We start from the raw sequence: 15,026 nt of genomic DNA, 5'->3' as shown, positions 1-15,026 counted from the left end.
GTGTTCGTCGTCAGCCTGATCGGTACGATCGCCTACTACGCCCTCCTGCTCTACTTCTTCGTGATGTGGGGCCGATTCATCATCGACCTCGTGCGCAGCGTCAACCGGTCCTGGCGGCCGCAGGGTTTCCTCCTCGTCGTGACCGAGTTGGCATACTCCCTGACCGACCCGCCGATCAAGTTCTTCCGGCGGCTCCTGCCGCCGCTTCGTGTCGGTCCGATCGCCTTCGACTTCGGCTGGAGCATCACCATGCTCTGCGTCATCGTCGGCATGTCGATCACAGGGCTCATGCGCTGACCGATACCCCTCGCCCCGCACCAGGCATGTATTCTGGTGCGACGGCGAACTGGGCTGACGCGGTCCGACTATGCGTCGGAGCTTGATAGCGTTGGTTGAACGCAATCAGATTGTTCGCAACTCGAGTTTTAAGGGTGGAAAGCCATGGCGCTAACTCCGGAAGATGTAGTCAACAAGCGGTTCCAGTCGACTAAGTTTCGTGAAGGATACGATCAGGACGAGGTCGATGACTTCCTCGACGAGGTCGTCGTCGAACTTCGCCGACTGACGGCAGAGAACGAGGAGCTCAAGGCCCGGGTCAGCTCCGGCAGCGCGAGCGAGCCGGCCGTCGCAGCCGAGGCCGCACCGGCACCCGAGGTCGTCGCGGAGCCCGTCGTGGCTCCCGTCGCCATTGCCGCCCCGGTCGTCGCCGAGCCCGTCGACGAGACCGCCGGCACGACCAACCTTCTCCAGCTGGCCCGCCGCCTGCACGAGGAGCACGTCAAGGAGGGTGCCGAGAAGCGCGATGCCCTCATCGCCGAAGGACACGCCACCGCCGCCCGTCTCGTTGCCGAGGCTGAGGCCAAGCAGCGCGCTCAGGTCACCATCCTCGACCAGGAACGTTCCGTCCTGGAAGGCAAGATCGACGACCTGCGCACCTTCGAGCGCGAGTACCGCCAGAAGCTGAAGAGCTACATCGAGACGCAGCTTCACGAGCTCGACGCCACGTCGCCGGTCGAGTCGAGCAACGCCGCGAAGCCGAGCTTCCAGAGCTTTGGCGCATAAGGTCCGAACGAAGAAGCGCCCCGGTGCGTTGATCCTCCTGGCCGTCGTCGCCGCGGGGATCTACGCGCTGGATCAGATCAGCAAGTACCTCGTCGTCAGCAGGCTGGCCGAGGGTGACATCGTCCGGGTTCTGGGTGACGTGCTGCAAATGCACTTCGTCCGGAACCCGGGCGCTGCTTTTTCGATGGCAGCCGGCATGACGTGGATCTTCTCCATCATCGCCGTGGCCGTGGTGGTCCTCATCGTCTGGTTCGCCGGCCGCATCCGTTCGCTGGCCTGGTCTGTGGTCTTCGGGCTCCTGCTCGGTGGCGTGCTCGGCAATCTCACCGACCGCCTGCTGCGGGAGCCGTCCTTCGGCCTCGGCCACGTGATCGACTTCATCTCCACGCCGTGGTTGATCCCCGCCATCTACAACGTTGCCGACATGGCGATCGTGTCGAGCATGGTCATCTTCATGTACCTGACCATCCGCGGGATCGGCCTCGATGGCCAGCGCGCCGACGCCTCGGACCCGTCCGAGTCCACCCCCACCCAGATAGCACCCTGATTCTCGCCATGGAAACACGCTCCCTTCCCCTGCCGGACGGACTCGCCGGAGTCCGCGTCGACGCCGGCATCGCCAAGCTCCTCGGCTTCTCGCGCAGTTTCGCGGCCGAGGTCTGCGAGGCCGGCGGGGTCACCCTGAACGGGGTCGTGGTCGGCAAATCCGACCGGCTGCACGGCGGAGCGTGGCTGGAGGTCTCCTGGCAGCCCAAGGAGGCCTTGGCGATCGTGCCCATCCCCGTGCCGGATCTCACGATCGTGCACGACGATGAGAGCATCGTGGTCATCAACAAGCCGTCCGGGGTCGCCGCGCATCCGAGTGTGGGCTGGACCGGTCCCACGGTGGTCGGCGCGCTCTCCGCGGCGGGCTACCGCATCGCGACCTCCGGGGCGAGCGAGCGGGCCGGGATCGTGCACCGCCTCGACGCGGGCACCAGCGGCCTGATGGTCGTCGCGAAGTCGGAGACCGCCTACACGGCGCTCAAGCGGGCCTTCCACGACCGTGAGGTCGAGAAGATCTACCATTCCGTGGTGCAGGGCCATCCAGACCCGAGCACGGGCACGATCGACGCCCCGATCGGCCGCCATCCGCGGTCCGACTGGAAGTTCGCGGTGATCGCGGGCGGCAAGGATTCCGTCACCCACTACGAGACCCTCGAGGCGTTCCCGTCGGCGTCGCTGCTGGAGGTGCACCTGGAGACGGGGCGCACCCACCAGATCCGGGTGCACATGGCCGCCCAGCGGCATCCGTGCGTCGGCGACGCCATGTACGGCGCCGATCCCTCGATCACGGCGCGCCTCGGCCTGACCCGGCAATGGCTGCACGCGAAGCAACTGGCATTCCACCACCCGGACACCCGGGAATGGGTCACGTTCACCACCGACTACCCGGCCGACCTCTCACACGCCCTCGACGTGCTGCGTGATCTCTGACCTGTAGCGCCCAATTCCAACACCTCGGAGACGTTTTGTCCTCTCAGAATCAGTCGGGTGGATCGAAGGATTCCTTCGTGCACCTGCACGTGCACAGCGAGTACTCGATGCTCGACGGCGCCGCGCGCGTCAAGCCGCTGATCAACGCGGCCATCGAACAGGGGATGCCGGCGGTCGCCATCACCGACCACGGCAATGTGTTCGGCGCGTTCGATTTCTGGCGCACCGCCACCGAGGCCGGCATCAAGCCGATCATCGGCACCGAGGCCTACATCACGCCCGGAACCAACCGGCGGGACAAGACCCGGGTGCGATGGGGCACCAGCGGCCAGAACCGCGACGACGTCGGTGGAGCCGGTTCGTACACCCACATGACGTTGCTGTCCGAGACCACCGCCGGCATGCACAACCTGTTCCGGCTCTCGTCCAAGGCCAGCCTGGAGGGGTACTACTTCAAGCCCCGGATGGACCGGGAACTGCTCGCCGAATTCTCCGGCGGGCTGATCGGCACCACCGGGTGCGTGGGTGGCGAGGTGCAGACCCGCCTGCGGCTCGGACAGTACGACGAGGCGAAGAAGGCCGCCGGGGAATTCCAGGACATCTTCGGCAAGGAAAACTTCTTCTGCGAGATCATGGACCACGGCATCGACATCGAGCGCCGAACCATGACGGACCTGCTCAAACTGGCCGGCGAGCTGAAGCTCCCGCTGGTGGCCAGCAACGACCTGCACTACACCCACGCCCACGACGCGACCGCGCATGCGGCGCTGCTCTGCGTGCAGTCGGCGTCGACCCTCGACGACCCGAACCGGTTCAAGTTCGACTCGAACGAGTTCTACCTGAAGACCGCCGCGCAGATGCGGCACCTCTTCCGCGACCACCCGGAATCCTGCGACAACACGCTGCTGATCGCCGAGCGCTGCCAGGTGGAGTTCAACACCAAGGCCAACTACATGCCCCGGTTCCCCTGCCCGGAGGGGGAGAACGAAGAAAGCTGGTTCGTCAAGGAGAACGAGATCGGGCTGGCCAGGCGCTACCCGAACGGCATCCCGGCGGACGTACGAAAGCGTGCCGACTACGAGATCGGCATCATCATCCAAATGGGCTTCCCCGGCTACTTCCTCGTGGTTGCCGACTTCATCATGTGGGCCAGGCAGCAGGGGATCCGGGTGGGTCCCGGCCGCGGCTCGGGCGCCGGCTCGATGGTCGCCTACGCCATGGGCATCACCGACCTCGACCCGCTCGTGCACGGGCTGATCTTCGAACGGTTCCTGAACCCCGACCGCGTCTCCATGCCGGACTTCGACGTGGACTTCGACGAGCGCCGCCGCGGCGAGGTCATCCACTACGTGACCGAGAAATACGGCGAGGAACGCGTCGCCCAAATCGTCACCTACGGCACGATCAAGGCGAAGCAGGCGCTGAAAGACGCGTCCCGGGTGCTCGGCTTCCCCTTCGGCATGGGCGACAAGCTCACCAAGGCCATGCCGCCGGCGATCATGGGCAAGGACGTGCCGCTGACCGGCATGTTCGACAAGGACCACCCGCGCTACCGCGAGGCCGCCGACTTCCGCGCCGTGATCGAGTCCGACCCCGAGGCCCGCACCGTCTTCGACACCGCCCTCGGCCTGGAGAACCTCAAGCGCCAGTGGGGCGTGCACGCCGCCGGCGTGATCATGAGTTCCGACCCGTTGATCGACATCATCCCGATCATGAAGCGCGAAGCGGACGGCCAGGTCGTCACGCAGTTCGACTACCCGGCCTCCGAGGCCCTCGGCCTGATCAAGATGGACTTCCTGGGGTTGCGCAACCTCACCATCATCGACGACACCCTCGATAACATCGCCGTGAACCGTGGCCACCGTCCCGTGCTCGAGGAGCTCGGCCTCGAGGACCCGGCCGCCTACGAGCTGCTCGCCCGCGGCGACACGCTCGGGGTGTTCCAGCTCGACGGCGGGCCCATGCGGTCGCTGCTGCGCCTGATGAAGCCCGACAACTTCGAAGACATCTCGGCCGTCATCGCGCTGTACCGGCCCGGCCCGATGGGCGCCAACTCGCACACCAACTACGCGCTGCGGAAGACCGGCCAGCAGGAGATCATCCCGATCCACCCGGAGCTCGAAGAGGCCCTCGCCGACGTCATCGGCACCACCTACGGCCTGATCGTGTACCAGGAGCAGGTCATGTCGATCGCGCAGAAGCTGGCCGGGTTCTCCCTCGGCCAGGCCGACCTGCTGCGCCGCGCGATGGGCAAGAAGAAGAAGTCGGAACTGGACAAGCAGTTCGAGGGCTTCTCCGGCGGAATGGTCGCCAACGGGTACTCCATGGAGGCGGTGAAGACCGTCTGGGACATTCTCCTGCCGTTCTCCGACTACGCCTTCAACAAGGCGCACTCGGCCGCCTACGGGGTGCTCTCGTACTGGACCGCCTACCTCAAGGCTAAATACCCGGCCGAATACATGGCCGCGCTCCTGACCAGCGTCGGCGACTCCCGCGACAAGCTCGCACTGTACCTGAACGAGTGCCGCCGGATGGGCATCCAGGTTCTGCCGCCCGACGTGAACGAATCGATCGGCTACTTCGCCGCCGTGGGCACGGACATCCGTTTCGGCCTCGGCGCGGTGCGCAATGTTGGCTTCAACGTTGTCGACGCCATCCGCGCGGCCCGCACGGAGAAGGGCGCGTTCGAGTCGTTCCACGACTTCCTGCGCAAGGTGCCGATCCCGGTGGCCAACAAACGCACTGTGGAATCCTTGATCAAGGCCGGCGCCTTCGACTCCCTCGGCGCGACCCGCCGGGCCATGTTCGAGATCCACGAGGCCGCGGTCGAATCCGCCGTCAAGATCAAACGTGACGAACAGCACGGCATGGTCGGCTTCGACTTCGACAGCCTCTTCGACGACCCGCAGGAGACCGAGCAGGTTCCCGACCGTCCCGAATGGAGCAAGAAGGAGAAGCTCGCCCTCGAACGGGACATGCTCGGGCTCTACGTCTCCGACCATCCGCTGGCCGGGCTCGAGATCCCGCTGGCCAAGCACGCCAGCACGACCATCGTGGACCTGGTGGGGTCCGAGCAGACCCAGGATGCCGACACCGTCACCATCGCCGGACTGATCACCAGCGTGCAGCACCGGATCGCGAAGAAGTCAGGCAACCAGTACGGCATCATCCAGGTCGAGGACTTCGGCGGGGAGATCGCCGTGATGTTCATGGGCAAGGCCTATCAAGAGTTCTCGCCGGACCTGATCAGCGACTCCGTCGTGGTCGTGCGGGGCCGGGTGAGCCTGCGCGACGACGGGATGAACCTGCACGCGTACAGCATCTTCGCGCCCGAGCTCGGCCAGGCCTCCGACACCGGCACGCTGACCGTCACGCTGGCGGAATCCCGGGCGACGACCGACACCGTGACGGCGCTGGGCGAGGTCATCACCCGCCACATCGGCACCTCCGAGGTACGGCTCAAGCTGGTGAAGGGCCACACGGCCCGGGTGTTCGAACTGCCCCACCAGGTGAAGATCAGCGCCGACCTGTTCGGGGAACTCAAGAGTCTGCTCGGGCCCAACTGCCTGACCTAGCCGAGTGAGTGAACCAATTCGACGGAGATCTTGTCGAAAATCGGCCTTTCGGACCTGTTCAAGGGCGATACGGCCAAAATCTCCGTCGAATTCGTTCGGAGCGAGCCGCCGCCGTCAGGGCCGGCCGATGTAGGCCGCGAGGTGCCGGCCGGTGAGGGTGGAGCGCTCGAGGACGAGGTCCTCCGGTGAGCCCTCGAAGACGATCCGGCCCCCGTCGTGGCCGGCGCCGGGACCAAGGTCGATGATCCAGTCGGCATGAGCCATGACCGCCTGGTGGTGCTCGACGACGATGACCGACTTGCCGGCGTCGACCAGCCGGTCGAGCAGGCCGAGGAGCTGCTCGACGTCGGCGAGGTGGAGTCCGGTGGTCGGCTCGTCGAGCACGTAGACGCCGCCCTTCTCGGACAGGTGGGTGGCCAGTTTGAGACGCTGGCGCTCGCCTCCCGACAGCGTCGTGAGCGGCTGGCCGAGGCTCAGGTAGCCGAGCCCGACGTCGACGAGCCCGCCCAGGATCGTGTGGGCGGCCGGCGTGCGCGCTTCGCCGGTGCCGAAGAATTCCCTGGCATCGCGCACCGACATCGCGAGCACCTCACTGATGTCGCGGCCGCCGAGCCGGTAGTCCAGCACGGATGCCTCGAACCGCTTCCCCTCGCAGACCTCGCAGGTGGTTGCGACGCCCGCCATCATGCCCAGGTCGGTGTAGACGACCCCGGCGCCGTTGCAGTTGGGGCAGGCGCCTTCTGAGTTGGAACTGAACAGGGCCGGCTTTACTCCGTTGGCCTTCGCGAAGGCCTTGCGGATCGGGTCGAGCATTCCCGTGTACGTTGCCGGGTTGCTTCGTCGGGAACCGCGGATGCCGCCCTGGTCGACCGACACCACGCCCGCCCCGGTGGGGATCGACCCGTGCACGAGGGAACTCTTTCCGGAGCCGGCGACGCCCGTGATCACAACCAGCACCCCGAGCGGGATATCGACGTCCACATCCTTCAGGTTGTTCTTGGTCGCGCCGCGAATCTGCAGCGTGCTCGTGGGCGTGCGCACCGCAGGCTTGAGCGCCGCCCGGTAGTCGAAGTGGCGGCCGGTGAGGGTGCCGCTGGTGCGGAGCCCCGCCACTGTTCCCTCGAAGCAGACCGTGCCGCCGGCCGTACCGGCTCCCGGGCCGAGGTCGACGACGTGGTCGGCGATCACGATCGCCTCCGGCTTGTGCTCCACGACGAGCACGGTGTTGCCCTTGTCCCGCAGCTGCAGCAGCAGCCTGTTCATCCGCTCGATGTCATGGGGATGCAGCCCGATGGTGGGCTCGTCGAAGACGTAGGTGACGTCGGTGAGCGAGGAACCCAGATGCCGGATCATCTTGGTGCGCTGGGCCTCGCCGCCCGACAGAGTGCCGGCCGGCCGGTCGAGCGAGAGGTAGCCCAGCCCGATCTCCACGAACGAGTCGAGAATCTGGCGGAGCGCCTGCGTCAACGGGGCCACCGACGGGTCGTCGAGCCCGCGAACCCAACCGGCCAGGTCGCTGATCTGCTGGGAGCAGGCGTCGGCGATGCTGACCCCCGCGATCTTCGACGAGCGGGCCGCCTCGCTGAGACGGGTGCCGGCGCACTCGGGGCAGGGTGCGAAGGTGACCGCACGCTGGACGAAGGCTCGGATGTGGGGTTGGAGCGCGGCGACATCCTTGGACAGGAACGACTTCTGAATCTGCGGGACGAGGCCGAGGTAGGTCAGATTGATCCCGTCGACCTTGATCTTCGTCGGCTCCATGTAGAGCAGGTCATCCAGTTCTTTCGTGCTGTACCGGCCGATCGGCTTGTCCGGGTCGAACCAGCCGCAGCCGCGGAAGATGCGGCCGTACCAGCCCTCCATGGTGTAACCGGGGATCGTGAGCGCGCCCTCGTTGAGCGACTTGGACTCGTCGTACAGCGCGGAGCGGTCGATATCGTTGACGGTGCCCATGCCCTCGCAGCGCGGGCACATGCCGCCGGTGATGCTGAAGCTGCGCCGCTCCTTCACGGTCTTGCCGGCGCGCTCGAGCGTGACCGCTCCGGCTCCGCTGATCGAGGCGACGTTGAACGAGAACGCCTGGGGCGATCCGACCTGTGGCTGCCCGAGCCGGCTGAAGAGGATGCGGAGCATCGCGTTGGCGTCGGTGGCGGTGCCGACCGTGGAACGGGAGTTGGCACCCATCCGCTCCTGGTCGACGATGATGGCCGTGGTCAGCCCGTCCAGCACGTCGACGTCGGGCCGGCCGAGGGTCGGCATGAAGCCCTGGACGAAGGCGCTGTAGGTCTCGTTGATCAGCCGCTGGGACTCCGCGGCGATCGTGCCGAACACCAGTGAGCTCTTGCCCGAGCCGGAGACGCCGGTGAACACCGTCAGGCGCCGCTTCGGCAGGTCGAGGCTGATGTCCCTGAGGTTGTTCACGCGCGCGCCCTGCACGCGGATTCGGTCGTGGCTGTCGGCGACGTTCGGCTCTGGGGTGCTTGTGGCGCTGCTCGGGTCCGTGCTCATCGTGTCTCCCTCTGGTGGCCGGTGCCGTCGTCGATGAATCCAGTGTCAGTGGAGTTTATGCCTGGGGTAAGCGCCGCGTTGAGAGCGAATTCCCCCATGCAGGTCGTAGCCTTGAGGTATGAGCACAGGCACGCGCGAACCTCTGTACACCACGGCGATTCTGGCCGGGCGGGCCGTGTTCGGCCTGCTGCGGCTGAAGCCATCGGTGACCGGTCTGAAAAATCTGCCGGACGCCGGGGGAGCGGTGCTGGCGATCACCCACTTCGGCTACATGGACTTCGCCCTGGTCGAGTGGATGCTGTGGCACAAGAACCGCCGTCACATCCGTTTCATGGCCAAGAAGGGCGCGTTCGACCAGAAGCTCGTCGGCGTGCTGCTGCGCGGCATGCGGCACATCTCGGTCGACATGAAGGCCGGAGCGGAGGCCTACGGTCAGGCGGTGACCGCTCTGCGGGCGGGCGAACTGCTCGGCGTGTTCCCGGAAGGCGGCGTGAACACCTCCTTCACCGTGCGCGAGCTGAAGTCGGGTGCCATCCGGATGGCGGCCGAGGCCGGGGTTCCGGTGATCCCGATCGCGGTGTGGGGCGGGCACCGGGTGCTCACCAAGAACCACAAGCCGGTCCTGCGCGAGGTTTTCGGCGTGCCCGTCCGTTTCGCCGTCGGCGAGCCGTTCCCGGTCGCCGCGGGGGAGGACACGCAGTCCATGACGCTGGCCCTCCACGATAACCTGCAGGGCCTCGTCGACGGCCTGCAGAAGGCCTACCCGGTGGACGGTGCCGGCCAGTGGTGGCAGCCGCGCCACCTGGGTGGCACCGCGCCCACGCCGGAGGAGGCCGCCGTGGCCGAGGCGGAGCGGCGCCGGCTCCGCGACGAGGCGAGGGCGGCCGATACCCGGGGCTAGGCTTCGGCGCCGGGCACGCGGTAGGTGCGCTCGTAGTACAGCAGGGCCTCGTCGTTCTCGCCCAGGCCGCCTTCCTCGATCTTCACGACCACGACGGCACTGTTGTGCACCAGCGTGCGCTCGATGACGCGCCCGACCATCCACGAGGTGACGCACGTCAGCACGGGAAGGCCGTGAGGTCCTGGCTGCCAGTGGTCGCCGATGAAGCGCTGGTCCGCGGGACCCGACATCACCTCGGCGACGGCCCGGCCGCGCGCCCCGAGGATGTGGATGACGACTCGGTCGCTCTCGGCGATGGCCGGCCAGGTGCTGGCCGATCGCGCCATGTTGAACGTGGCCAGCGGCGGAACCGACGACAGCGACGCCAGCGACGTGGCCGTGAAGCCCACCGGGGTGCCGTCCGGTCGCAGCGCGGTGATCACGGCGACGCCGGCGGCGTGACGCCGAAACGCGTGCTTGAAGGCGGCCAGATCCAGCGGTGCTCTGGGGTCCTCGACCAGAGGTGCGGTGGCGGGCGGGGGTGCTTCGGTGTCGCTCATGTGACTGAATCAATCTCCTCGGCGTTCAGCCTATTCCCGGTGGGTGGGAGTTGATGGCTAGGCTGGAACGCGATGATCCAGACTATTGACCTCCGAGGGACCCGGCCCACTCCGGCGGAATTGCTTGCAGCCGTCCCGCGCGCGCTCACCGATGTGACCGCCGCCAGCGACGTCGCAGCCGAATTGATCGACGATGTGCGGGCCCGAGGCGAGGACGCCCTCCTCGACCAGGCGGAACGCCTCGACCGGGTGCGTCCGTCCCATCTGCGCGTTCCCGCGTCCCACGTCGCCGAGGCGCTGGCCGGGCTCGATCCCGCCGTGCGCACGGCCATCGAGGAAACCATCCGCCGGGTGCGCATCGCCAGCGCAGCCCAGGTTCCGCCTCAGGTGACCACCACGATCGCCGACGGCGCCACGATCACGCAGCGCTGGCAGCCGATCAACCGGGTCGGCCTGTACGTGCCCGGCGGCAAGGCCGTCTACCCCTCGAGCGTCGTGATGAACGTGGTACCCGCCCAGATCGCCGGCGTGTCCTCGATCGCGCTGGCGTCGCCGCCGCAGAGCGACTGCGACGGCCGCGTGCACCCCACCATCCTCGCGGTGGCGGGACTGCTCGGCATCGACGAGATCTACGCCATGGGCGGTGCCGGCGCGGTCGGCGCCTTCGCCTACGGCGTTCCCGGGCTGGGCCTCGACCCGGTTCAGCTCGTCACCGGCCCCGGCAACGTCTATGTGGCCGCCGCCAAGCGCCTCGTGCGCGGGGTGACCGGCATCGACTCCGAGGCCGGCCCGACCGACATCCTGGTCATCGCGGATGCGTCCGCCGACCCCCGTCTCGTCGCGGCCGACCTGGTCAGCCAGGCCGAGCACGACGAACTGGCCGCCGCCATGCTCGTCACCGATTCGGTGGAGCTGGCCGATGCGGTCGCTCTGCACCTGGCCGACCTGATGCAGAGCACGACCCACAGCACCCGGGTCACCGCGTCCCTGAACGGACGCCAGTCGGGGATCGTGCTCGTGGACGACCTGACCGCCGCGGCCGCGTTCAGCAACGCGTTCGGCCCCGAGCACCTCGAGATCCAAACGAGCGACCCGGATGCCGTGCTCACGCTGATCGAGAACGCCGGCGCCATCTTCCTCGGCCCGCATTCGCCCGTGAGCCTCGGCGACTACGTGGCCGGCTCGAACCATGTGCTGCCCACCGGCGGCCAGGCCCGGTTCTCCTCCGGACTCGGCGCCTACACCTTCCTGCGCCCCCAGCAGGTCGTCACGTACAGTCGGGAGGCCCTGCGCGAGGTCGCCGACCACATCGCGGCCCTCTCCACGGCCGAGGCGCTGCCCGCGCACGGCGACGCCGTCACGGCCCGCTTCGCTCCCGGCCTGTAGGCTGGCCCCACGATGTTCTGCCCGTTCTGCCGCCACCCGGACTCCCGAGTCATCGACTCGCGCACGAGTGACGACGGGCTTTCCATCCGCCGACGCAGACAGTGCCCCGAATGCGGGCGACGGTTCAGCACCACCGAGACCGCCAGCCTGAACATCGTCAAGCGCAGCGGAGTCGTCGAACCGTTCAGCCGGGACAAGATCGTGACCGGCGTGCGCAAGGCCTGCCAGGGTCGTCCGGTGACGGATTCCGACCTGGCCATGCTCGCCCAGCGGGTGGAGGAGACCATCCGGCAGACCGGTGCGTCGCAGGTGAAGGCGAACGAGGTCGGCCTCGCGATCCTTCCGCCGCTGCGCGAACTCGACGAGGTGGCCTACCTGCGGTTCGCGAGTGTCTACCAGGCGTTCGATTCGCTCGAGGACTTCGAGGCGGCGATCGCCCGGCTGCGCACCGAGCACGGGTCCCGTACCGAGCACGGCACCGGCACCGGCACCGGCACCGACACTGCCGCGGGCGCCGACCGCCCGGCCGAGTCCTAGGCGACCCCGTGTATCCGCTGATCTTCTCGCTCGTCCTGGCCCGTCTCGACCCCGAACGAGCTCACCACCTGGCCTTCAGCGTGATCCGGGCGCTGCCCACGCTCGGCATTGGCCGGGTCGTGCACCGCTTCACCCGCCCGCGCACCGACCTCGGTGTCGACGCCTTGGGCCTGCGCTTCCCGTCGCCGTTCGGACTGGCCGCCGGCTTCGACAAGGACGGCGAAGCCGTCATCGGGCTCGGCCAGCTCGGGTTCGGGCACGTGGAGGTCGGCACCATCACCGCGGTCCCACAGCCCGGCAACCCCACGCCGCGACTGTTCCGCCTGATCCCCGACCGTGCGGTCGTCAACCGGATGGGCTTCAATAACTTCGGCGCCCGTGCCGCCCGGGTGCGCCTCGCGCGGGTTCGCTCCGTTTCCTCTCGCCCGATCCTGGGCATCAACATCGGCAAGAGCCGCGTCACCGCCGTCGAGGACGCCACCGCCGACTACCTCATCAGCGCCGCCCTGCTCGCCCCCCTGGCCGACTACCTCGTCGTCAACGTCAGCTCGCCCAACACGCCCGGGCTACGCGGACTGCAGGAACTCGACCAGCTCGCTCCGCTGCTCAGGGCGGTCAAGGCCGAGGCCGGCGCCACGCCCCTGCTGGTGAAAATCGCCCCTGACCTTGCCGATACGGAAGTGACCCGGATCGCCGAACTCGTCGTGGAGTTGGGTCTGGACGGCATCATCGCCACGAACACCACGATTTCCCGCGCCGGACTGAAAACGGATGCCGCAACCGTCGAGGCCGCCGGCACCGGAGGTCTCTCCGGTGCCCCGCTCCGAGCCCGTTCCCTGGCCGTGCTGCGCGTGATCCGGGAGTCCGTTCCCGGTGACCTCTGTGTCATCTCGGTCGGCGGCGTGGAGACCGCGGAACACGTGGCCGAACGCCTCGCCGCCGGCGCGACTCTGGTGCAGGGCTACACCGGTTTCCTCTACCGAGGACCGCTCTGGGCCCGCCAGATCAACCGCGGCCTCGACCGCATCCTCGCCCCGCACGCCCCGAGGGACTGACCTCGGGGCGTCGAGCCTAGAAGATCAGGCCGTGCTCCGCAAGATGCCGAGCCAGGGCCGACCCGTCCGGCCCGTATACCCAGCGGGGATCGGGTGGTGCGGCTGTGGAATCCTTGGCCAGGCGCCCGGCCAGCACGGCCTCACTGGGGGAGAGCTGGCGGATCGCGACTGCCTCGACGCTCCCGGGGAACTCCCGCTGGAACTCGCCGTAAATGGCCTCGTCGTGCTGTCCGTCGTCGCCGATCAGAATCCAGCGGATGTCCGGGAACTCCAGGGCCAGACGGCGCAGGTTCGCCCTCTTGTGGTCCTGGCCGCTGCGGAACCACCGGTCGTGGGTGGGACCCCAGTCGGTGAGCAGGAGCGCCCCCGACGGGTACAGGTTGCGGTTCAGGAACCGGGTCAGGGTCGGGGCGACGTTCCAAGCCCCGGTAGACAGGTAGATCACCGGGGCGCCCTCGTTTTCCGCTGCGAGCCGGTCCAGGAACACCGCCATGCCCGGCGTGGGAACCCGGGCGTGTTCGTCGAGCACGAAGGTGTTCCAGGCCGCGAGCAGCGGGCGGGGGAGGGTGGTCACCATGACCGTGTCGTCGACGTCGGAGATGATTCCCCGGCGCACCGACGGGGCCACAATGAAGATCGGAGCCTCGACCGGATCAACGGTGTCGTCCGTGTGCAACTTGGCCGTGTGCCAACCCGGTGTGAGCGTGACCGGAACGACCGTGTCGACCACGCCACCGCGGTCGGCCTGCACCCGGTGCAGGGAGCCGTTGATCTCGATGGTGACCGTCACATCGTTGACCGGAACGCTCGTGAAGCTGCGCCAGCCGCGAATTCCAGTCTCGCGGCGGTCGGCCCCACGGTGCCGGCGGGCCAGCGAGGAACCGGGTTTGACCGGCTTGGCCAGGAGCACCCGGCACAGAATGCGCACCCACTCGGTCGAGCCGTAGCCGGCATAGGGGATGACAGTGGGCAGGTAACCACGCTTACGGGCGGAGTGTTCGCGTTTGAAATGCAGCCAGTCCTCGATGCGGGCTGCGCGATGCATCAACTTCGCTGGCGTGCTCGTGGGCGGGATTCGAGGATACGTCGGCACATCACCAGTCTCGCACGGCGATGCCGCATCCCGGCATCGAAACCGCGTTGCCCGGCCATCTGACGGTCAATTCCGTAACGCGGGGCGAGACACGCCGCCACGGCACGAAGAGGGGCAGATTGCCGCCTAGTATTAGTGACTTAGTCTCAAGGAGGACAAGTGTCACTCAGTGACCTTTTCGATGGGGATCCTTTTGTGCCGGCCCAGCAGGCCCGCATCGAGCCGATCCAGCAGCGCAGCACGGCACGACTGTCGGGACTGCTCGACGCCGCCGCCATAGTCGTGGACGAGGTCGGCTTCGACCGCATCACGACGGCGATGGTGGCCGAGCGCGCCGGCGCGTCGATCGGAACCGTGTACCGCTACTATCCCGATCGCGTCGCGGTGTTGCAGGCTCTGCGTGAGCGCACAGTGCTGCGGTTCCGGAACCGGTTTGCGGAGCAGCTCAAGACGAGCGCCCCGAAGCACTGGTCGGAGGCCGTCGACGTGGCCATCACCGCATTCGTCGACCTGTACCGGTCCGAGCCGGGGTTTCGCATCATGCATTTCAGTGACCGCCAGGGTGTACCGGTCGCCGAAGACCCCGACACGGGATACTTCGCCCGCCGGGTGGCCGGCATGATGGTCGAGGCGTTCGGTCTCCACGGCGGCGACGAACTGAGTTTCCGGCTCGAGGTCGCCGTGGAGATGGGCGACTCGATCCTGTCGCGGGCGTTCCGTTCCGACCCGCAGGGCGATGAGCGGTTCATCGAGGAGTGCCGCGCGGTCACGCATGACTACCTCGCCGGATACTACGGGCCGAGCGTTCGCTAGGAATACCGCGATCCGGTCGGCTCAAGGCCCCGAGTGATGATTGGGTGGGGTACCTGCCGCCCGTGTTCTGTCGACTTCGGT

13 protein-coding genes are annotated in these 15,026 nt (G+C 67.6%); 10 read left to right on the top strand and 3 right to left on the bottom strand.

The window, feature by feature from the left end:
- From E3T23_RS10680 to dnaE, 5 genes are all read left to right on the top strand, one after another.
- Window positions 1–297 (top strand): YggT family protein, encoded by a 297-nt coding sequence (locus tag E3T23_RS10680; protein WP_134370340.1) that lies wholly within the window; start codon window positions 1–3, stop codon window positions 295–297.
- A gap of 144 nt (window positions 298–441) precedes the next feature.
- Window positions 442–1,062: a DivIVA domain-containing protein gene (locus E3T23_RS10675; protein WP_134370339.1), complete on the top strand. Its 621-nt coding sequence runs from the start codon at window positions 442–444 to the stop codon at window positions 1,060–1,062.
- Window positions 1,052–1,609, top strand: a complete 558-nt coding sequence (gene lspA, locus E3T23_RS10670) for a signal peptidase II (protein ID WP_241977838.1) — start codon at window positions 1,052–1,054, stop codon at window positions 1,607–1,609. The genes E3T23_RS10675 and lspA overlap by 11 nt, the downstream gene beginning before the upstream one ends.
- 8 nt (window positions 1,610–1,617) lie before the next feature.
- Window positions 1,618–2,538, top strand: coding sequence for an RluA family pseudouridine synthase (locus E3T23_RS10665; RefSeq protein WP_134370338.1), 921 nt, complete (start codon window positions 1,618–1,620; stop codon window positions 2,536–2,538).
- Between the two features lie 107 nt (window positions 2,539–2,645).
- Window positions 2,646–6,113 carry a DNA polymerase III subunit alpha gene (gene dnaE, locus E3T23_RS10660; RefSeq protein WP_134370412.1) on the top strand — a complete coding sequence of 1,156 codons (3,468 nt, stop codon included), beginning with the start codon at window positions 2,646–2,648 and terminating at the stop codon, window positions 6,111–6,113.
- A gap of 114 nt (window positions 6,114–6,227) precedes the next feature.
- Here dnaE and E3T23_RS10655 read toward each other — a convergent pair whose 3' ends face one another.
- Window positions 6,228–8,621, bottom strand: a complete 2,394-nt coding sequence (locus tag E3T23_RS10655) for an ATP-binding cassette domain-containing protein (RefSeq protein WP_134370337.1) — start codon at window positions 8,619–8,621, stop codon at window positions 6,228–6,230.
- 118 nt (window positions 8,622–8,739) lie between these two features.
- On the opposite strand from E3T23_RS10655, the gene E3T23_RS10650 reads away from it, so the two are divergent.
- The gene (locus E3T23_RS10650; RefSeq protein WP_134370336.1) at window positions 8,740–9,522 is read left to right on the top strand and encodes a lysophospholipid acyltransferase family protein; all 783 of its coding nucleotides are present in this window, start codon (window positions 8,740–8,742) and stop codon (window positions 9,520–9,522) included.
- Here the strand turns inward: E3T23_RS10650 and E3T23_RS10645 are convergent.
- Window positions 9,519–10,061 carry a flavin reductase family protein gene (locus E3T23_RS10645; RefSeq protein ID WP_134370335.1) on the bottom strand — a complete coding sequence of 181 codons (543 nt, stop codon included), beginning with the start codon at window positions 10,059–10,061 and terminating at the stop codon, window positions 9,519–9,521. The two genes, E3T23_RS10650 and E3T23_RS10645, sit on opposite strands and share 4 nt — an antisense overlap.
- Window positions 10,062–10,133: 72 nt before the next feature.
- Here E3T23_RS10645 and hisD point away from each other — a divergent pair, with 72 nt between their 5' ends.
- The 3 genes from hisD to E3T23_RS10630 are packed head-to-tail and all read left to right on the top strand — an operon-like array spanning window position 10,134 to window position 13,039.
- Window positions 10,134–11,447: a histidinol dehydrogenase gene (gene hisD / locus E3T23_RS10640; RefSeq protein ID WP_134370334.1), complete on the top strand. Its 1,314-nt coding sequence runs from the start codon at window positions 10,134–10,136 to the stop codon at window positions 11,445–11,447.
- Window positions 11,448–11,459: 12 nt separating this feature from the next.
- A complete protein-coding gene (nrdR, locus tag E3T23_RS10635; protein WP_134370333.1) occupies window positions 11,460–11,984 on the top strand; it encodes a transcriptional regulator NrdR in 525 nt (174 codons plus the stop codon).
- An 8-nt stretch (window positions 11,985–11,992) separates the two neighbouring features.
- The gene (locus E3T23_RS10630) at window positions 11,993–13,039 is read left to right on the top strand and encodes a quinone-dependent dihydroorotate dehydrogenase (RefSeq protein WP_134370332.1); all 1,047 of its coding nucleotides are present in this window, start codon (window positions 11,993–11,995) and stop codon (window positions 13,037–13,039) included.
- Window positions 13,040–13,055: 16 nt separating this feature from the next.
- Here E3T23_RS10630 and E3T23_RS10625 read toward each other — a convergent pair whose 3' ends face one another.
- Window positions 13,056–14,084 (bottom strand): App1 family protein, encoded by a 1,029-nt coding sequence (locus E3T23_RS10625; protein ID WP_134370331.1) that lies wholly within the window; start codon window positions 14,082–14,084, stop codon window positions 13,056–13,058.
- A 207-nt stretch (window positions 14,085–14,291) separates the two neighbouring features.
- Here E3T23_RS10625 and E3T23_RS10620 point away from each other — a divergent pair, with 207 nt between their 5' ends.
- Window positions 14,292–14,945: a TetR/AcrR family transcriptional regulator gene (locus tag E3T23_RS10620; protein WP_134370330.1), complete on the top strand. Its 654-nt coding sequence runs from the start codon at window positions 14,292–14,294 to the stop codon at window positions 14,943–14,945.
- Window positions 14,946–15,026 lie beyond the last annotated feature (81 nt).

Origin of the sequence: Cryobacterium cheniae (genome assembly GCF_004403395.1) — a bacterium.
Classification (GTDB): domain Bacteria; phylum Actinomycetota; class Actinomycetes; order Actinomycetales; family Microbacteriaceae; genus Cryobacterium; species Cryobacterium cheniae.
Note: the sequence above shows the minus strand (reverse complement) of the source record. Positions and strands in the feature narration are given on the sequence as shown.